We start from the raw sequence: 16,719 nt of genomic DNA on the forward strand, positions 1-16,719 counted from the left end.
TCCTCCCGAAGTTCTTTATGGTTTTTTAGTACAAGTAACTATATAGATAGGGTTTAATGCTTGAAACATATTATTTGACCCAACAGACTGTATGCGGGTAATTTGGGCGCCAACGGCCTCCACGGAATAGTCTATACGCTGCCGCATTGCCAATAAAGAGCCACTCAAAGTTTCTACAGTAACGGCTGTTATTACCAACCGGCCGCCAGGCTTCAAGATTTTATCGCATTTTGCCAGTATTTCCGGCAAACGTCCGCCACTGCCGCCAACTAAGATAACATCAGCTTCTTTATGTCCGCTAAGAGCCTCAGGGGCTTCCCCCAATACCGGCTCAAGGTTTTCAACTCCAAAGCGGACGGCATTGGCTTTAATCAGTTTGATTCCTTCTTCTTTTCTCTCAATGGCAGTAACATGCCCTTGTGGCGCCATTAAAGCCGCCTCCACCGATAATGAGCCTGTACCTGCCCCAATATCAATGATGATATCACTGTACCTGATTTTAGCTTTAGATAATGTAAGTATCCTTATCTCCGCTTTAGTCATAGGAATATCGCCCCGAATAAAATCATCATCGGCAATACCGGGATTGTATACTCTCATCCTCTCACCACCATTACACAGTGGTCAAACCCACTAATATCAACTGTATCTTCCAAAGATAGAGCCAATACTTTTTCCTCCGGATAAGACAGAGCGGCGCAAAGCCACACCAAGCTAGCCGGCGGCCAGCCGCCGGTCAGCAGTACGTTGGCAATATAACTTGGATTATGCTTTTGATCTGTAAGTATTCCAAGCTTTTTCCCCTGGCGGTAGGATAGTTTTTCATCTTCCGGCAGGCGTCCATGCATACTAATTAAGTCTGCATCCTGCCATAACTCACCAATGCGGGCGAATGCCAGCTGAACCGAGCTGATCCCGGGAACGACCTGAATTCTGGGTTCCGGGAACTCCTGTTTTAGTGCCGCCAGCAAACTATAAAATCCCGGGTCGCCGGATACCATGACCACCACATCCGTGGCAGCAAGCTTTGCCGCAATAAAAGAGAGCACCCCTCCTATGTCTTTATCAATTTGCCGGGTTTCTTGACCATTTTTTTTCGCGAAAGTAGCGAGGGCCCGATTACTTCCCACTAGCACTGCGGCGTTATTGATTATCCTGCTTGCTACAGGCAGCACATAGTCCGGCGCTCCCGGACCAATGCCCACTACTATTACCCTGTGGTTAGCTCTGTCATGTTCCAACCTAGTGTTCCTCCAATGTCCCGAGCTGCTTGATCAAGCCCCAATATTTTGCCTTTAAGTGTCACAACTGCCGTCCCTACCGTCAGATCGCTGAAAACATACCGCTCGGCCCGTAAACTTGCCCGCGTGGCCAGTAGATTGTAAACCGCGTTAAAATTATATCGCTCTATAATCGGCATAGCAGCCTCTGTAGTCGTACATTCCATAATCTCTTTTATCACAGCTTGCGGGGCGCCTTCAACCGCCAGATAAGCGGCAATGGTTTCCAGCCTCGCGTCCGCCATGCGATTATGAGTATGAAATATACCGGCAGATACTTTTACGATTTTTCCTAAATGCCCGAACAACAACACCCTTTTCACACCCAGCTTGGCAGCATTTTCCAGCATATGGCCGATAAAATTGCTGGTTTGAACAATGGCTTCTTCCGGCAAACCGTATTGATTAACAGCTATATCTTGTCCGATTTTTCCCGGTACAAAGACTATATCCTGATATCCCAATGCTTTTACCACACTTATTTGGGGCACCAGCGAGTTTTTGAAAGCTTCTTCCGACATGGGCTCAACAATACCGGTTGTGCCGATAATGGATAACCCCCCGGCAATTCCCAATACCGGATTTAAGGTTCTTTTCGCCAGTTCTTCACCGCCTGGAATGGATATAGTGACTATGGCGCCTTTATCCCTTGGTAGTACGTCTCTTATGGCAGTTATAATCATTTTTTTAGGTCCTTCATTCACCGCAGGCAGCCCTACCGGCACGGATAACCCTGGTTTTGTTACTACTCCCACCCCTTCGCCGGCCTGAATTATGATGTCCGGGCAGTCGGAAATCCTAACTTGAACGTCAATTCTCACGCCGTTGGTAATGTCAGGATCGTCGCCGGCATCCTTTATTACACTGGCTAAGCCTCCCCCGGGCATCGCCAGGCTTTTCTCAATGGCAACCCGAATCAATTTTTCCTGCGGTGTTTTGACCTCAACGTGAGTATCAAGTCTCCCTTGCCAAGCCAAAACAGCTGCCTTGGCTGCCGCCGCCGCACAAGTGCCGGTTGTTATACCCGGACGCATTGTTTTATCTGACAACAAAAAACCCCCTATAGCAGGGGGTTATGTAAATAAACTCAACAAATCACATTTCACATTTGTCTGATTATTCTCCCCACACCTGCCTATCTTCCGTAGGTTCCGGTAATCCGCCAAGTCTAAACATTTGACGGACTACTAGCGGCGTGTCGTAGAACAGGCAGGTCTCCTGACTCTGGTTCATCAATTGCCTAAGCCTTCCCAGTCATCCCAGTGGCATATATAAGGCATCATCCCCATTACAGTGGCGGGACCGCGCCGGTTTTGCACCGGACTTCCCTATTAAGCGCAAAGCACCTATTCCCTTACACATATCAACTTTTATAACATACTTATATTCCATCTTAATTACTAATTTCCTGCTGGTGTCTGCAATTAATGCGAAATTTGTTTTCAACAATTCTATATTTCATCCTTTTTGCGGTAAAGAGTCATATTGCCATGACTGGCAACAGGAACAAAATTGGCAAAAGATGCCGAGTCTTTAATTTGTGACAAATCCTTTGATTTTACTAAAATAAAAATTGGGGAATCACCGCTATTCCGGGCGACAAAGCTGTCCAAATGCTCGGTGGGCATGGTATATTTACCAGACCAAGTCCCCCGTTGTGCCAATTCTTGTTCATCAACAACCAGGCGAGGCATAATATGTCCACTGTAAAAAACCATGGAAGTGGCATATTCTCCCAATGAGCCAATGATTGCGTTCCTAGGTAAAATATAAGCTAACGGTTTGGCTGATTTGGAATTAGCCAAAGAACTTAGACCCGTTCCGATCGCCACGCAGCTTATTGTAATCACGGCTACAGCTACCGTTAGCGGCAACCGGCAGATATTTCCCTTTGTTTGAACCCAAATAACGCTGATTATGCTCACGCAAACGGCAACATACAACGGCAGCCAATTCTTTTCCGGCGGCAATAGAGTTGTGCCATACACAACCGCACCGAACAGTACTATTGCCGGTACGGAAAGCCAGAGCCAAGTCCGCCTGTTTTTTCTCTGATGCAAAGATTGCAAATAACTGGCTATTAGTACTGCAACGGGAAATAACGCTGGAAATACATAGGTAGGATATTTTGTTGCCATGGCGGTATAAAAAACTAAAATTACCGCCGGCCAAATGTATAAATAGCTTTCCACCGGTGACCTTAAAGACCTTTTTGCCTTCCCCAGCATTAGGAAGAATATGCCGGTCCATGGCATTAGGCTAACGGGGAATAATACAAAATAATAGTAAAGTACATTATCTTTCGGGTGCTCCGCCACAGTAGCCCTTATATAATTATGGAGTCCCAAAAATGTATCTATGAATTGTTGCCCATGGAGCAGGTACATTGTGAAATACCACGGGGCCGCCACAGCCAACAACACGCCTATACCGGCAAAAATATGCATATGTCGAAGTTGCTGCCATTGATTCCGGACAAAGATATACATTAAGACTATAAGTGCCGGCAAAACGATACCAACCGGACCTTTTGTCAGTGCCGCGAATCCCATTGACGCATAGGCCATCAGGTACCATTTGGTTCTTTTTTCTGTCATACCAAAAAAGAATGTAGACATGGCTGCACTGGTAAAGAAAAATAGTACCGCATCAGTAATAATCATATGCGCCAATACCCAAAATTCAAGGGATGTGGCTAAAACCAGCGCCGCCAATAAACCTATTTGACGATTCTGGTAAATTTTCACTGAAAACCAGTATACCAAGCTGACACTGGCGGCACTGAAAACTGCGGCTGGGAAACGAGCCGCAAATTCTCCTACGCCAAATACTTTATAACTTAAGGCAATAAGCCAGTAAATCAATATGGGCTTATCAAACCAGTACTGACCATATATTTGCGGTGACAGCCAGTTATTACTTTCCACCATTTCCTTGGCAGTAAGGGCATAATTCGACTCCACCGGATCGGTGATCGGTACATTGCCATTAAAAATGATATAAGAACATAGCGCCAGAAAGAAAATTAACGTCTTGTAATAGCTGCTTGGCATCTCTGACTCGTTCCCCACCTTCCATTATTTTTTCATAAGCACCATTTTTTCATCCGTTTGAGCCATAATAGACAGCACTTGCTGTTCATTTGCCGGTAACCGCAAATATTCTGGCTGTCTCACGATAAAATAAGCCTTACCGGGAAAGTTCAGCGCTTCTGACAGCTCACCGCCGTCTTTGATTTCCCGCCCGTAAATACCGGCATAAAAAGTAAATCCCGGATGTAAAAATTTAGTGATATAAACCGGCGATTGTCCGTCATAAGCCATGGCAAATTCTCGGGCAATGTTTTTGGTTGCAAATCTTGGCGCTGCGGCAGAGAACACCACGGTTATCAAGACAATCGAAAATAACGTCATCCCGATAACCTGTGTTTTTAAAGCCCGTCCATAATTCCCCTGCCAAATAAATGAAACGGAAACAATGGTCATAATACCGAATAGAATTGCCGAAACAATTATTCCAGTGGTTAGTTCCGGCATAAGCCTGATAACCAAAAACATTCCGGTACTAAGTAGCAGGTACAAAGCCGCCAGGAGGATGGCCCAACCTGTGTTTCGTTCCCACCAATGCGCCCATAAGGTATCTATATACCAACCGACGATAAGAGCTAATGGTGGAAACATCGGCAATATGTAGGAAATCAATTTGGTCCGGGAAACAGAAAAAAACAAAAAGATAGAGGCGGTCCAGATAATAAGAAAGATTAATTTCGTCCGCTGTTCATAATTGCTTTTCGTTAAAGATGCCCAAATTGACTGGACCAAAATGGCTGTCCAGGGAAAAAAACCAATAATAAGTACCGGAACGAAATAATACCACAACATTCCCTCGGGGTGCTCAGGCGAAGTAAACCGGATTACATTGTTAAGTCCCAGAAAAGTTTCAATAAAAGCGTTGCCGTGAATCTGATACATGGCTATGTACCATGGTAAAGCAACGACACTGCATATAATAATGCCGGCGGAAAGCTTCATATCGCCTAATTTCCGGAAACTCCGGTTACAAAGCAGGTACAGAAAGATGATTATTCCCGGAAACAGTAATCCTATAGGTCCCTTGGTAACTGTAGCCAATCCGGCAAATATATAAAACAAATAATATCTTTTGGTAATAAAAGATAGCAAGGATACCATTAAACAAAAATTAAAAGTAATATCGGTTACGGCTGCCTTTCCTAAATAAAAATATTCGATGCTTGTCGCCAAAACAAGTGCTCCGGTCATCGCCGCCCGCCGGGAAAATAACTCCCGGCCGAATAGATACAGTACCAATACTCCGGCCACGGCGAGGAAAGCAGAAGGAAACCGGGCGGAAAACTCGTTGATGCCAAAGATATTATATGCTGCCGCCACCAGCCAGTAATACATAGGGGGCTTATCATACCAGTATTCACCAAAAATTTGGGGAGAAATATAGTCGTTATATTGTATCATCTCTTTAGAAGTCTGAGCATATACCGGCTCATCAGGGTCAAGCAACGGCGTCCCGCCTAAATTGGTAAACATGATGACAGACGAAACAATTGCTAGGATCAGAATATCCGTTCCTGTATACCTGAACACAGTCAAGCCTCCGATCTTTTAGGCAGCTATAGGGAACGTATTAAAGAATTGAAATTATCCTCAGTTTATCCTAATACCCGGATGTCAATTCAATGCGGCATATGTAAATAGTTTTTTTTAATTTTTACTCATTTTACCTATTTTACTCAGATAAGTTCTGTGCAAGCCTGCCGCCAGACTCAATTTCGGCTTCCAGCCAAGATTGTACAACGCAGCGCTATTGTCAAGCATCGAATGGTAAATATCGCCATCCCGCGGCGGACCATAAACTTTTTTAACAGTCTTCCCCGAAGCTTGCGACAGTATTTCTACCAGGGTATTCACAGACGTTTGGGTTTGCGTACTGATATTGTATACCCGGTTGAGACACATTTGCGGGTTAATAAGTGCCAGATATATAGCTTCGGCAACATCACCGGCGTAAATGAAATCACGCGTCTGACCTCCGTCCCCAAAAATATTTACCGGCTCATTTTGTTGAATTTTTCTGATAAAAATGCTGATGACGCCGCCTTCTCCCCTATCGCCTTGGCGTTCTCCGTAAACATTCGCGAAGCGCAAAGCAGCATAATTCAGGCCATAAAACCGATGGTAAAGACTTAGGTAACACTCAACAGTCCATTTACTCAAGCCGTAAAAAGAGCTAGGCTGAATTGGCGCATTTTCCGTAATTGGCAGTTGGGTAGTGTCGCCATACACGGCGGCACTGGATGCAAATACAACCCGGCGGACTTGAGTTTTACGGCAAGCTTCTAAAATTTGTACCGTACCGGCTATATTGATATTACAATCTTCATCTGGATGTTCAAGGGAATAAGCTACAGTCGTCTGTGCAGCCAAATGTATTACGTGATCAAACTTTTCCTGTTGGAAAACATTAAGGATTTGATCAGATAAAATATCCATTTCAATAAATTTTGCCCTGTTATTTATGTTTTCGCGCAAACCTGTACTTAAATTATCAATAATGACTACCTGACAACCCTTAGAAAGCAAGATATCAATAACATGTGAGCCTATAAAACCTGCTCCGCCGGTAACTAGTACTTTCATACTACTATCGACTCCTCCTCTGATTATGTTAAATCCTTAAATGATATCAATTCAATATTTTGTCCGCTTAAAATTTGCTTAACCTGGCTGCTCATAGCAGCGCCTAATTCCGCCTGCCAGCTAAAATTCCAATCATAAGCATCATTGAGTATCGCGTCGCAAGCGCCAGGATGAATCATAATTTCAGTAACCCCGTTGGAAGGCAGAGCCTTTAGAATATTGACCAACAGTTTCTCCTCCATCTTGCCGCCTGCCAGCATACCAAAAAAATAATCCGGTGAAATAATTCCGGCTTTTCTTACCTTTCTTCGGGCCAGGAGCGATAAAAAAGACAGGCCTGTACGTCCTATTATCCTACCTGCAGAAGACTTATAGCCACCAAAAAACCAAACTGGTTCTGCCGGGATCCGTATGGCAGGAATATTGAACTCCTTGGCGATATCAATGACAACTTCAATAATTCCCGGCACAACGTGCATGTGTTGATGGCTATCCAGATGCGTTATATTAACACCATAGTTTAAAACTTTGGCTACCTGTGCAGTCAACTCACGATAAATGTCCTTTATCTTAATTTTTCCTGCTAGATATTGCTTCAAAAACACAGGATATTTTTCTGCCATCCGCCCTTTTTGATTAACGAGTGAAGGTATCAGGTAACTAGGCGCAACAGGATATTCCGCCACTAAAGTTAGATGAACGCCTACACCAAGTTTGGGATAACGGGAAGTTAAAGATACAGCATGTTCAAACGCCGCGCCGCAAGCCATTATCGACGTGCTTGATATAGAACCGGAAGTATGGCCCAAAATAACGGCTTCATTTACACATTCATGCAGGCCGAAGTCATCTGCATTTATAATTATCCGTTTCATGAAAGCAGTTTCCTCTTATTGAAAGACTTGGATTTTCCCATCCTGGGTAAAAAATCCCTCGTATCAGTAGGTCAATTCTTTGTGATAATAATATTGGTCGATAGCCTGAATTCTATTAAAATACTAGGAGGTAGAAAGAATGGCAAACAGCAAACAAAACAATCCGCAAGCCACAGGCGCCGGAACACTGACTGCTCAATACGATGCCAATGGGGATTATTCAACATCTGCAACGTCGGCGACTTCCACAACAAATACTTCTGCAGACTTGTCCAAATTAAGCCAATTGGCCAAACAGTCTACTCAATCCAGCCAACCATCTGGTCAAGCAACCGCAAATACTGCTGCCAGCCTGGCAAACCAAACTTTAACTGCCAAAAAGGACGCGAACGCAGACTATAACAGCTAATCTACAAACAGATGAATTGATTGTATTATAAGCATAACAGCAACGCCGGAAAAACAAATTTTTCCGGCGTTGCTCATTTTCCTCACACTACTTCAGTGTTTCCACATGAGCAGCGTAAGCACTGTGATTATGAATAGACTCGTAGTTTTCACATTCCACTTCAAACCACTGAGCGCCTTCTACTTTGCGAAGACTGAGTACCAAGTCCCGCAACACATCTTCAACAAATTTTGGATTTTCATAAGCTTTTTCCGTCACATATTTTTCGTCTTCCCGCTTTAACAAAGGATAAACCTGGCAACTTCCTTCAGCTTCCATTAACTCCGCCAAATCTTCGATCCAGATGAAGCTGCCGGGCTGGTGCTTAATTTTGACTCGCATTATACCCCGCTGGTTGTGCGCTCCATAACATGAAATTTCTTTACTACAAGGACATAATGAGGTAAAAGGGACCTTAAGACCCAGAACAAAATTCAAATGCTGCCCCCTGGTCAAACTGCCGGAAAAAGCGCAGTCATAATCTAACATACTTGTAAAACCACTGACCGGAGCGGTCTTTTCAATAAAATATTTAAAGTTGATATCAATGGCTGCACTTTGGGCGTGAAGCCGATCAATAGTATCAATTAAGATATATTCCATCTCTTTAGCTGAAACCGGCTTCTGGCTCCAATCACTCAAGACCTCGATAAATCGGCTCATGTGCGTACCTTTAAATTCCTGCGGCAAATTGACAGTAAGTTTGATTTTGGCCAGTACGGATTGAAACGATCCGTTTTTTGTCTGAATCAGGAAAGGCAGGTGTACGTCACTTACACCTACTTTTTGAATGGCAATACCTCTCTCATCACAAGAATTTTGGACATCTTTTATGTTGTTTTTCGTTTCCTGAGATTTTAGTTTCAATTTATTCACTCCTATCATCGTACAAGATGGGATCGGTTAGGCCTGCTTCGGCAAATCCTTTAAGCCGCAGCAAGCAACTGTCGCATTGGCCGCAAGCTGCCTCTCCCCCCTGATAACAACTAGTTGTAAGTTGGAGCGGCGCCTTAAGTTGGTGACCTAATAGTACAATATCTTTTTTGGTAAAATTGATTAACGGCGTTTCTATGACAATACGCCGACCGTCTTGAGTCGTCGCTTTTGTGGAATAATCAGCCAGTTGCTGAAACATTCGAATAAATTCGGGACGACAATCAGGATATCCTGAATAATCAAGGGCATTTACACCAATGAAGATACGGTTTGAGCCGCTGACTTCCGCGTACCCTAATGCATAACTTAAGAATATCAAATTGCGCGCCGGTACATATGTTATGGGAATATCGTCCCGTTCTATATTACCTGCAGGTACGCTCATGTCATCATCCGTAAGAGCGCTACCGCCGATTGACTCCATATTGGTTTCAATCACCAGATGTTTAGACACATCAAAATACGCAGCTACCTTGGCCGCCGCTTCAAGTTCCCGCTTGTGGCGCTGGTGATAGTTAAAACTCAGTGGCAGAAGCTCGAACCCCAGGTTTTTGGCTACCGCCATGCATACAGTTGAATCTAACCCGCCTGATAGCAAAATTACTGCTTTTTCTTTCATGTCTTATGCAGTTCCTCCTGCAACAAAGAAATAATTGCTTGTCCTATCTTACTATGCCCGCACAAGGCGTATAATACTGACATCTTTTCGCTTCTCCAAATCAATACTTTCTCCGTCCTGCGCATAAACCACGGGGCGAGAAGCCAAATATTGTCCCAGATAGATGACCTCAGCTTCCCGGCCGTCACTTAATTCGACGATATTGCCAATAAAATAATCCCTTACATTATTGAGAAACACTGTGCATATAGCCGGATCAAGCTTGCCGTACATTTCATCAAACAACATCTCCGCCACGGCAAAAGGAGTTGCTTTACGATGATACACCCGGTCTGAAGTCATAGCATCGTAAATATCAGCAATAGCAATTACTTTGGCATAAGCATGAATTTGAATATCTTTGACTCTGAACGGATATCCTGTTCCGTCGGCTTTTTCGTGATGTTGAAGTATACCATAACCCACTCCCGGTGGAATATTAGAAATTTCTCTCACCATCTGATATCCACGGGTAGTATGTAATTTCATAGTTTCCATTTCTTCCGGAGAAAGTTTACCCGGTTTATTTAGTATCTCTACCGGAATTTGCGTTTTACCAACATCGTGCAGTAACCCGGCCAGTATTAAGTCTTTCAACTCTTGGCCGGAATAACCCAGCCATTTACCCAGCACCCCACAAATTATAGATACATTTACCGAATGATGAAATGTGTAGTCATCTTGGCGACGTACCATGTGTAAATGGTTTAGTACGCCGATTGAGGAAATCAAAGGATCTATTGACTGATCGGCCAACTCTTGCATTGCTGCTAGCGGAACTTCTTTAAAAAACCTCATTTTAGAAAAAGAATCTTTTATAACGCTAACAGTATCTTCATAGCCTTGATAGAATTTTTTCTGGCTCTCGGTCGCAGGGATAGCAAAGTTAACAGACGGTGCTTTCAAGAGTTCCTCGCGAATACACACTTCTGTAATTTCCCAGAAGTTCAACCCTTCGATCATGCTCTGGGTCAAAACAGTGCCTTCACTTAATATAACCTTGTTATCATCAGTGAGTACAAGTTTACCAATTTCCATTCCAGGCAATAGATCTTCAAGAAGATAATTTTTCAGTCGATACTTAGCCATAATATTTCTTCTCCTCAATTCTCTTAGACGTTGTCACCAATATCCAGAGCGACATCATCAAAGGGGCTGTATCCTGTCTAGCTTGTTGCCGGCAAATGGACTAAGAAAAAAGAAAAACAAAAATGTTATAAAATTAATATATATTTTTAAATTTTACATTTATCTGTTTTTTCCTGCAAAGAACGGACAGAAAATGTGAATATAATAGCTTAATCCCGCTTTTAAAACGCGTTTCGCGTCTAAATTTGTTCGTACGTTCTAAAATGAGTCTTGCATACTTCAGTGAGTGCATCTTTTCCGTATTTTTTAACAAATAATCTTGCAGCATCAAGAACGTTCGTCGCCCCTTTAGGGAAAGACAGATTATATTTTTCCGATAGGTCTTTCATTCGATTTAGAAAACGGTCACGAGCTAAAACAGATGCCGCAGCAACGGCTATATTACGTTCCGCCCGATGAGTTTGTATTAGAGTAATTTGTTTCCCGCGAGTCAATAGTTGTCCTTCGGTATAATGAGGATTAGCGAATTGGTCGGCCAACGCGTAGTTACAAGTTTCTTTTTCCAGTAAATTTTCCAACACCTGGGCATGCGCCCAGGCTAAAAGATGATTTAGATTCTTACCCTCATTTTTGCATTGAGAATAAAGATTATTATATTGAACTGGAATAAGCTCAAGCTCAATATATCGATTGGCACATTCTTCCCGGATTCGATTAGCAAACGCTTTGCTTTTTTCGTCTGTTAGGGTTTTGCAGTCTTTAACCCCCAGCAAAGCTAAACGCTCGGCCGTAGCCTGATCAACAAGAACGGCCGCGGCCACCAGCGGTCCAAAGAAATCCCCTTTGCCGGATTCATCGATACCAATCCATTTGCCGTCAAAATCGGGCAAATGCTCAAACCCATAGGGACGATTCAAGCTTGAGTCAGCAGGCGTATTAAACAGTTCGACCTGCTCGCCTTTAATTACTGCGGAAATTTTCTGTTTTAAAAGATTTTCCGCCCCCCCGACAGTAACAGTGATACCCTTTTTCCCAGAATAAATATTGACGGGAATGGTTGTAGTGCCGTCGGATATTTGAATTTGGATACCATAATTTATGATCTTTTCCCCTACTACTTGAAGATTCAGCTGCCTAAAATCCAAAGTCAATGAATCTATACGTTTACGTATTTTATCATTATCCATTTCTTTTTTTCACCTACAGTTCCAGTCCGATATAAATAACTGACTATCTGACAAAAGGCATAGCCTCTTTAAGTGCAATATGTTGTACTACCTTAAGCGGCACACCCCGTTCAGTTGCTAGTTTACGGCAATCTTCGTATTCCGGAGCCACATTAATTATTTTGCCTTGATAGGAGCTGATTTTAACCCGCACTTGGCCCCACGGCGTAATAACAGGTAGAAATTCCCGATCAGCTACCAATCGGCCTGCTTCATAAAAGCGAACGCCGATGGAAGAAGTTTCCGTTAAAATGATCTCAGCCGCCTTAGTCTTATTTGTGCCTTCAACCAAGGCCGAAAGCTTGACAGCGGGGCGTCCCTTTTTCATAATAATGGGAGTAATCCAGGCATCCAAGGCTCCGGCCGCCAATAATTTGTCCAACACAAAAGGATAAACCTGCGGATTTAAATCGTCGATATTGGCCTCAATTACCGTTACCGAACCAGAAGCTGCCTGTTCATCCTTGTTATATTGTTCAAGATTAGGATCAATACCTACAATTTCGCCAATATAAAGTCGCAAAATATTGGGGATGGGAAGATTCCATGTGCCGGCTCCATACCCTACTTTTTTACTTACAAAAGCTTCCGGCATAGAGCCAAAACCTTGGCCTAAGGATGCTACTATCGCCGCACCGGTTGGAGTAACCAGTTCTTTCTTAATATCTCCCTGATAATACGGAATTCCAATTAATAACTCTACAGTTGCCGGCGCGGGGACAGGAATAGTTCCATGACAACACTCAGTAAAGCCGCTTCCTACATGAAGCTTTGATGTGTACAGCGCTTCAATACCCATATATTCAAGACCCCAAATTGTCCCTACTACATCGATAATAGCGTCCACAGCGCCTACCTCATGAAAATGAACTTCTTGCAGCGCTACTCCGTGAACCTTGGCCTCTGCTTCAGCTAAACGCCGAAAGACAGAAGTACTTTTCTCTTTAACCGCATCGGATAAAGTCGAGTTTTCGATAATATCCAAAATGTCGGACAGATGGCGGTGCTGCTGATCTTGTCCAACGATAACATCAACATGCACCGCGCTTATGCCGCACTTATCCACGCGGGCGGTTTTGATTTCGTAGCCATGTACCGGAAGCTTGGCAAGTTCTTTTTTTAATTTCTCCTCCGGCAGGCCTATATCAATCAAAGCTCCCAACATCATATTGCCGCTGATTCCTGCGAAACAATCACAAAAAGCAGCCTTAGTTTTTATAGCTGTACCGTTTGCATTCATTTTCCCATCACCTCATGTGATTGATAATACTTGCCAGCCGACCCGCTCCGAATCCATTGTCAATATTGACCACGCCCACACCGGCGGCGCAACTGTTCAACATACTGAGCAATGCCGCCAAACCGCCAAAGCTGGCGCCATATCCTACACTGGTTGGAACGGCAATTACCGGTTTTGCTACCATACCGCCGACTACACTTGCCAAGGCTCCTTCCATTCCGGCAACAACAACAACAACATTAGCTTGTTCAATTAACGAACGCTGGTCAAAAAGGCGGTGTATCCCGGCAACACCAACATCAAATACCCGCTTTACCAAATTACCCATGATTTCCGCTGTGACGGCAGCTTCTTCCGCTACCGGAATATCACTGGTTCCGGCGGTTATTACAAGAATGAACCGCTCTTCATCTCTAGGCAAACACTTCCGTTCAATAACAATCAATTTGGGTAAAACATGATATTGAGCATCAGGTATTAATTCATGCACAGCATTAAACATTTCTTGGCTGGCTCTGGTTGCGAGTAGGTTGTCGCTGTGTTCGCCCAACCGTTTTATGATAGTTACCACCTGATCAATAGTCTTTCCTTCGCAAAATACAACCTCTGCGAATCCCTGCCGGAGGGAGCGGTGATGATCCAGCTTCGCAAATTCAAGGTTTTCGTAAGGTAATATCCTTAACTTGTTTAAAGCCTCTTCTAAAGACACATGCCCATCGCGAAACGCCTGCAGTATGCTTGCCATATTGCCGATATCCACTTGTCCACCTCATTCCTGAGTAATTTTAATGCGTTCCCTATAGTAATAGTAAACGAAAAATAGAAAGACATAACTTCCGGCAGGAATATTATGTCTTAATGTCTGACATTGCTAATCTGCTTACTGACAAAAAGAACCACGGACGACAACAAATATAAGGCAGTGAACAAAAAGTAATAATATATTAAGTGTAATTATTTAACACAAAATTAAAAACTCCTGTTCATTTTGGAAAAACGTTTATCATCCTCCTTAATTTTGCAGAATCTTGGCTGAGCGGTGATGTTCCAACATAGATTCCAGACTTTCTATGATTTTAAGTTGAGTTTCTTCCAGTTGAAATATCCCCTGATTCAGCAACAAAATTTGTGGATTTACTCGGATATAAGGTTCCCTTATTGCTGATTCCAAGTGGCTGATTGCCATCTCCATCTGTTCTGCCGCCGCCAGGATCTGAGTATCAAGCAGTCTTTCCAGCAATATGTATCGATACGCTTGTACCGATTCAGTTGCTTGACTGTACCCTTCGCTATTATAATGACAGCGGGAAAACTCCTCAAAATGAAATATAAATTCCTGATATTCAGAATTGTTGGTCAGAGATAAATCAGTTGCCAAACTTAAGATTATGATATTCATTTGGTGTATATTCGTATTTTGAATTTTTAATAATGCCAATAAGGTATTTAGCTCATCTCCCCAGCTAATCACTGCATCACCCCGCAACACAATCAGGCTTATCGTACTGTATAGTATTCAGTTACATCTTATTATGTCACGTTCGGGGACAATGAAGATTAAGAATTAGCGTAGGTCAATTCAAAGAGTCGTTCCAGGTGTGTTAAATTATTGCTCTTAATGTCTGATGCACAATGTTTGCCGGGACGGTATTGCAAATTTGAACATGACCGATTTTGTTAAGCAAGATCCAGCTTATTTTTCCGCCGTCTGACTTTTTATCTCTACTCAAAAATGCTTCCAATTCCTCAACAGAACAGCCCTCCGCTCTGATCGGCAATCCAAAACGTTGCAGCAAATCTTTCAAGCGGTCGACATCTGCTGTTTCACACTGCCCCACGTACTGACTTATAAGAGCAGCGGCATGCATCCCTATGGCTACACCTTCCCCGTGATTGTAACGCGAAAAGCCCGTGGCGGCTTCGATAGCGTGCCCTACTGTGTGGCCGAAATTCAATGTCATACGTAAGTTCGCTTCCCGTTCATCCTTCTCAACTACCTCAGCCTTGATTCGACAATTACGACTGATTACATCGGTCAGAACATTGGCATCTTGCGCCAAAATGCGCTCAACGTTTTCAAATAAAAAATTAAACATTTGTTCGTCGGCAATGACTCCGTGTTTTATGACTTCGGCAATACCGGCCAGCAATTCCCGTTCCGGCAGAGTATTTAATACCAGCGGATCAATCTGAACCAGCTTGGGTTGGTAGAACGCTCCAATCATGTTCTTCCCCAACGGATGGTTGACTGCTGTTTTGCCGCCCACACTGGAGTCCACTTGTGCCAAAAGAGTAGTGGGAACTTGAATAAAAGGAACTCCTCGAAGATAGGTCGCGGCTGCAAAGCCGGTTAAATCGCCTACGACTCCACCACCTAACGCGATAATCGGGGATTTGCGATCCAACCCCATGGCAATAGCTTTTGTATATATTTCTTCCATAACTTTTATGGATTTGGAACTCTCACCAGGACGGACATACATAATTTCTCTTGTGTAACCTGCTCCAGTCAATGAATCCAACACATCTTTGCCATATAAAGCGCCCACTGTGTCGTCTGTTACCACCAATGCTTTCCGTGTAAACGGCATCCTATTCAGCGACTTTCCTATTTGACTGATAGAACCGGGAATAATTTCAATGAGGTAAGAATCATTACCTAAATTAACTGTTACTTCGGCCACGTAAATAACCCCCTTGTCGCAAAAAGTCAATAATTTTCTCAGCAACATCATGCGGTGAACAATCTGATGTGTCTACCATAAAGTCGGCTCTCCGATAATACGGATCTCGTTCATTCAATAGCTTCACAACTGTGTCTCTCCGGTCGTCAGCATCCAACAGCGGCCGGACTCCTGGGCGGAACGTCCGTTCCAATATAGCTTCAACTGATGCATTAAGAGCAATAATAACCCCGTTGGTTTTAAGACGCACCATGTTTTCAGGAAAAAGTACCGCTCCGCCGCCGGTAGCGATTACAGTATTGGTGTGGCGGGATACCCGAAAAATAGCCTCCTTTTCCAATTGACGAAAATGAGTCTCACCGTATATTTGGAATATTTCGCTGATACTCATACTGCTTTCCTGCTCAATCTTTTTATCTATGTCAATAAACGGCCGCTTGAGTCTGCCGGCCAGCAAGCGACCGGTACTGGTCTTTCCCGTACCCATAAAACCGATTAGCACTACATTTCTCATTCACGCATTCCTCCGGTAATTCCGCTGTTAGAGCATGTTTCAAAAAACACGCAACCTTAATTTAAGGAGTCTGGTTCAAAGTGTGAGGACGTGAGCG

At 43.5% G+C, this 16,719-nt stretch carries 17 protein-coding genes and 1 riboswitch; of the genes, 1 reads left to right on the plus strand and 16 read right to left on the minus strand.

Going from position 1 to position 16,719, the window contains the following annotated elements; translation table 11 throughout:
- Nucleotides 1-15 precede the first annotated feature (15 nt).
- The 7 genes from cbiT to MAMMFC1_RS19790 form a co-directional block, all read right to left on the minus strand.
- Nucleotides 16-600 carry a precorrin-6Y C5,15-methyltransferase (decarboxylating) subunit CbiT gene (gene cbiT / locus MAMMFC1_RS19760; RefSeq protein WP_126310143.1) on the minus strand — a complete coding sequence of 195 codons (585 nt, stop codon included), beginning with the start codon at nt 598-600 and terminating at the stop codon, nt 16-18.
- Nucleotides 597-1,241: a precorrin-6y C5,15-methyltransferase (decarboxylating) subunit CbiE gene (gene cbiE / locus MAMMFC1_RS19765; protein WP_126310144.1), complete on the minus strand. Its 645-nt coding sequence runs from the start codon at nt 1,239-1,241 to the stop codon at nt 597-599. Before cbiE ends, cbiT begins: the two co-directional genes overlap by 4 nt.
- Nucleotides 1,211-2,314 carry a cobalt-precorrin-5B (C(1))-methyltransferase CbiD gene (cbiD, locus tag MAMMFC1_RS19770; RefSeq protein ID WP_126310808.1) on the minus strand — a complete coding sequence of 368 codons (1,104 nt, stop codon included), beginning with the start codon at nt 2,312-2,314 and terminating at the stop codon, nt 1,211-1,213. The genes cbiE and cbiD overlap by 31 nt, the downstream gene beginning before the upstream one ends.
- Nucleotides 2,315-2,471: 157 nt before the next feature.
- A riboswitch (cobalamin riboswitch) is annotated at nt 2,472-2,645 on the minus strand.
- Between the two features lie 86 nt (nt 2,646-2,731).
- Nucleotides 2,732-4,351, minus strand: coding sequence for an ArnT family glycosyltransferase (locus tag MAMMFC1_RS19775; RefSeq protein WP_145987658.1), 1,620 nt, complete (start codon nt 4,349-4,351; stop codon nt 2,732-2,734).
- A 6-nt stretch (nt 4,352-4,357) separates the two neighbouring features.
- Nucleotides 4,358-5,899 (minus strand): ArnT family glycosyltransferase, encoded by a 1,542-nt coding sequence (locus tag MAMMFC1_RS19780; RefSeq protein ID WP_232035569.1) that lies wholly within the window; start codon nt 5,897-5,899, stop codon nt 4,358-4,360.
- 117 nt (nt 5,900-6,016) lie between these two features.
- Nucleotides 6,017-6,952, minus strand: a complete 936-nt coding sequence (locus tag MAMMFC1_RS19785; protein WP_126310146.1) for an NAD-dependent epimerase/dehydratase family protein — start codon at nt 6,950-6,952, stop codon at nt 6,017-6,019.
- A gap of 23 nt (nt 6,953-6,975) precedes the next feature.
- Complete coding sequence (locus tag MAMMFC1_RS19790; RefSeq protein WP_126310147.1) at nt 6,976-7,827, minus strand: ChbG/HpnK family deacetylase; 852 nt, start codon at nt 7,825-7,827, stop codon at nt 6,976-6,978.
- 139 nt (nt 7,828-7,966) lie between these two features.
- Here MAMMFC1_RS19790 and MAMMFC1_RS19795 point away from each other — a divergent pair, with 139 nt between their 5' ends.
- Nucleotides 7,967-8,236 carry a hypothetical protein gene (locus tag MAMMFC1_RS19795; RefSeq protein WP_126310148.1) on the plus strand — a complete coding sequence of 90 codons (270 nt, stop codon included), beginning with the start codon at nt 7,967-7,969 and terminating at the stop codon, nt 8,234-8,236.
- Between the two features lie 87 nt (nt 8,237-8,323).
- Here the strand turns inward: MAMMFC1_RS19795 and folE2 are convergent, their stop codons facing one another.
- From folE2 to MAMMFC1_RS19840, 9 genes are all read right to left on the minus strand, one after another.
- The gene (gene folE2 / locus MAMMFC1_RS19800; protein ID WP_126310812.1) at nt 8,324-9,109 is read right to left on the minus strand and encodes a GTP cyclohydrolase FolE2; all 786 of its coding nucleotides are present in this window, start codon (nt 9,107-9,109) and stop codon (nt 8,324-8,326) included.
- Between the two features lie 34 nt (nt 9,110-9,143).
- A complete protein-coding gene (gene queC, locus MAMMFC1_RS19805; protein WP_126310149.1) occupies nt 9,144-9,830 on the minus strand; it encodes a 7-cyano-7-deazaguanine synthase QueC in 687 nt (228 codons plus the stop codon).
- 51 nt (nt 9,831-9,881) lie between these two features.
- Nucleotides 9,882-10,958 (minus strand): HD-GYP domain-containing protein, encoded by a 1,077-nt coding sequence (locus MAMMFC1_RS19810; RefSeq protein WP_126310150.1) that lies wholly within the window; start codon nt 10,956-10,958, stop codon nt 9,882-9,884.
- A gap of 239 nt (nt 10,959-11,197) precedes the next feature.
- Nucleotides 11,198-12,145, minus strand: a complete 948-nt coding sequence (rnhC, locus tag MAMMFC1_RS19815; RefSeq protein ID WP_126310151.1) for a ribonuclease HIII — start codon at nt 12,143-12,145, stop codon at nt 11,198-11,200.
- A gap of 43 nt (nt 12,146-12,188) precedes the next feature.
- The gene (larC, locus tag MAMMFC1_RS19820; RefSeq protein ID WP_126310152.1) at nt 12,189-13,424 is read right to left on the minus strand and encodes a nickel pincer cofactor biosynthesis protein LarC; all 1,236 of its coding nucleotides are present in this window, start codon (nt 13,422-13,424) and stop codon (nt 12,189-12,191) included.
- Between the two features lie 7 nt (nt 13,425-13,431).
- The gene (gene larB, locus MAMMFC1_RS19825; protein WP_126310153.1) at nt 13,432-14,184 is read right to left on the minus strand and encodes a nickel pincer cofactor biosynthesis protein LarB; all 753 of its coding nucleotides are present in this window, start codon (nt 14,182-14,184) and stop codon (nt 13,432-13,434) included.
- Between the two features lie 252 nt (nt 14,185-14,436).
- Nucleotides 14,437-14,823, minus strand: a complete 387-nt coding sequence (locus MAMMFC1_RS19830) for a hypothetical protein (RefSeq protein ID WP_145987659.1) — start codon at nt 14,821-14,823, stop codon at nt 14,437-14,439.
- A gap of 202 nt (nt 14,824-15,025) precedes the next feature.
- Nucleotides 15,026-16,108 (minus strand): 3-dehydroquinate synthase, encoded by a 1,083-nt coding sequence (gene aroB / locus MAMMFC1_RS19835; RefSeq protein WP_174234389.1) that lies wholly within the window; start codon nt 16,106-16,108, stop codon nt 15,026-15,028.
- Nucleotides 16,089-16,622, minus strand: coding sequence for a shikimate kinase (locus tag MAMMFC1_RS19840; RefSeq protein WP_126310155.1), 534 nt, complete (start codon nt 16,620-16,622; stop codon nt 16,089-16,091). Before MAMMFC1_RS19840 ends, aroB begins: the two co-directional genes overlap by 20 nt.
- Between the last annotated feature and the right edge of the window lie 97 nt (nt 16,623-16,719).

It is taken from the genome of Methylomusa anaerophila (assembly GCF_003966895.1).
GTDB classification, from domain to species: Bacteria; Bacillota; Negativicutes; order Sporomusales; family Sporomusaceae; genus Methylomusa; species Methylomusa anaerophila.

Coding starts and splice junctions, on each gene's coding strand:
- cbiT (WP_126310143.1), bottom strand. CDS start 600: ATGAGAGTATACAATCCCGGTATTGCCGATGATGATTTTATTCGGGGC.
- cbiD (WP_126310808.1), bottom strand. CDS start 2,314: ATGCGTCCGGGTATAACAACCGGCACTTGTGCGGCGGCGGCAGCCAAG.
- MAMMFC1_RS19785 (WP_126310146.1), bottom strand. CDS start 6,952: ATGAAAGTACTAGTTACCGGCGGAGCAGGTTTTATAGGCTCACATGTT.
- MAMMFC1_RS19790 (WP_126310147.1), bottom strand. CDS start 7,827: ATGAAACGGATAATTATAAATGCAGATGACTTCGGCCTGCATGAATGT.
- MAMMFC1_RS19795 (WP_126310148.1), top strand. CDS start 7,967: ATGGCAAACAGCAAACAAAACAATCCGCAAGCCACAGGCGCCGGAACA.
- queC (WP_126310149.1), bottom strand. CDS start 9,830: ATGAAAGAAAAAGCAGTAATTTTGCTATCAGGCGGGTTAGATTCAACT.
- MAMMFC1_RS19810 (WP_126310150.1), bottom strand. CDS start 10,958: ATGGCTAAGTATCGACTGAAAAATTATCTTCTTGAAGATCTATTGCCT.
- rnhC (WP_126310151.1), bottom strand. CDS start 12,145: ATGGATAATGATAAAATACGTAAACGTATAGATTCATTGACTTTGGAT.
- larC (WP_126310152.1), bottom strand. CDS start 13,424: ATGAATGCAAACGGTACAGCTATAAAAACTAAGGCTGCTTTTTGTGAT.
- MAMMFC1_RS19830 (WP_145987659.1), bottom strand. CDS start 14,823: ATGAATATCATAATCTTAAGTTTGGCAACTGATTTATCTCTGACCAAC.
- MAMMFC1_RS19840 (WP_126310155.1), bottom strand. CDS start 16,622: ATGAGAAATGTAGTGCTAATCGGTTTTATGGGTACGGGAAAGACCAGT.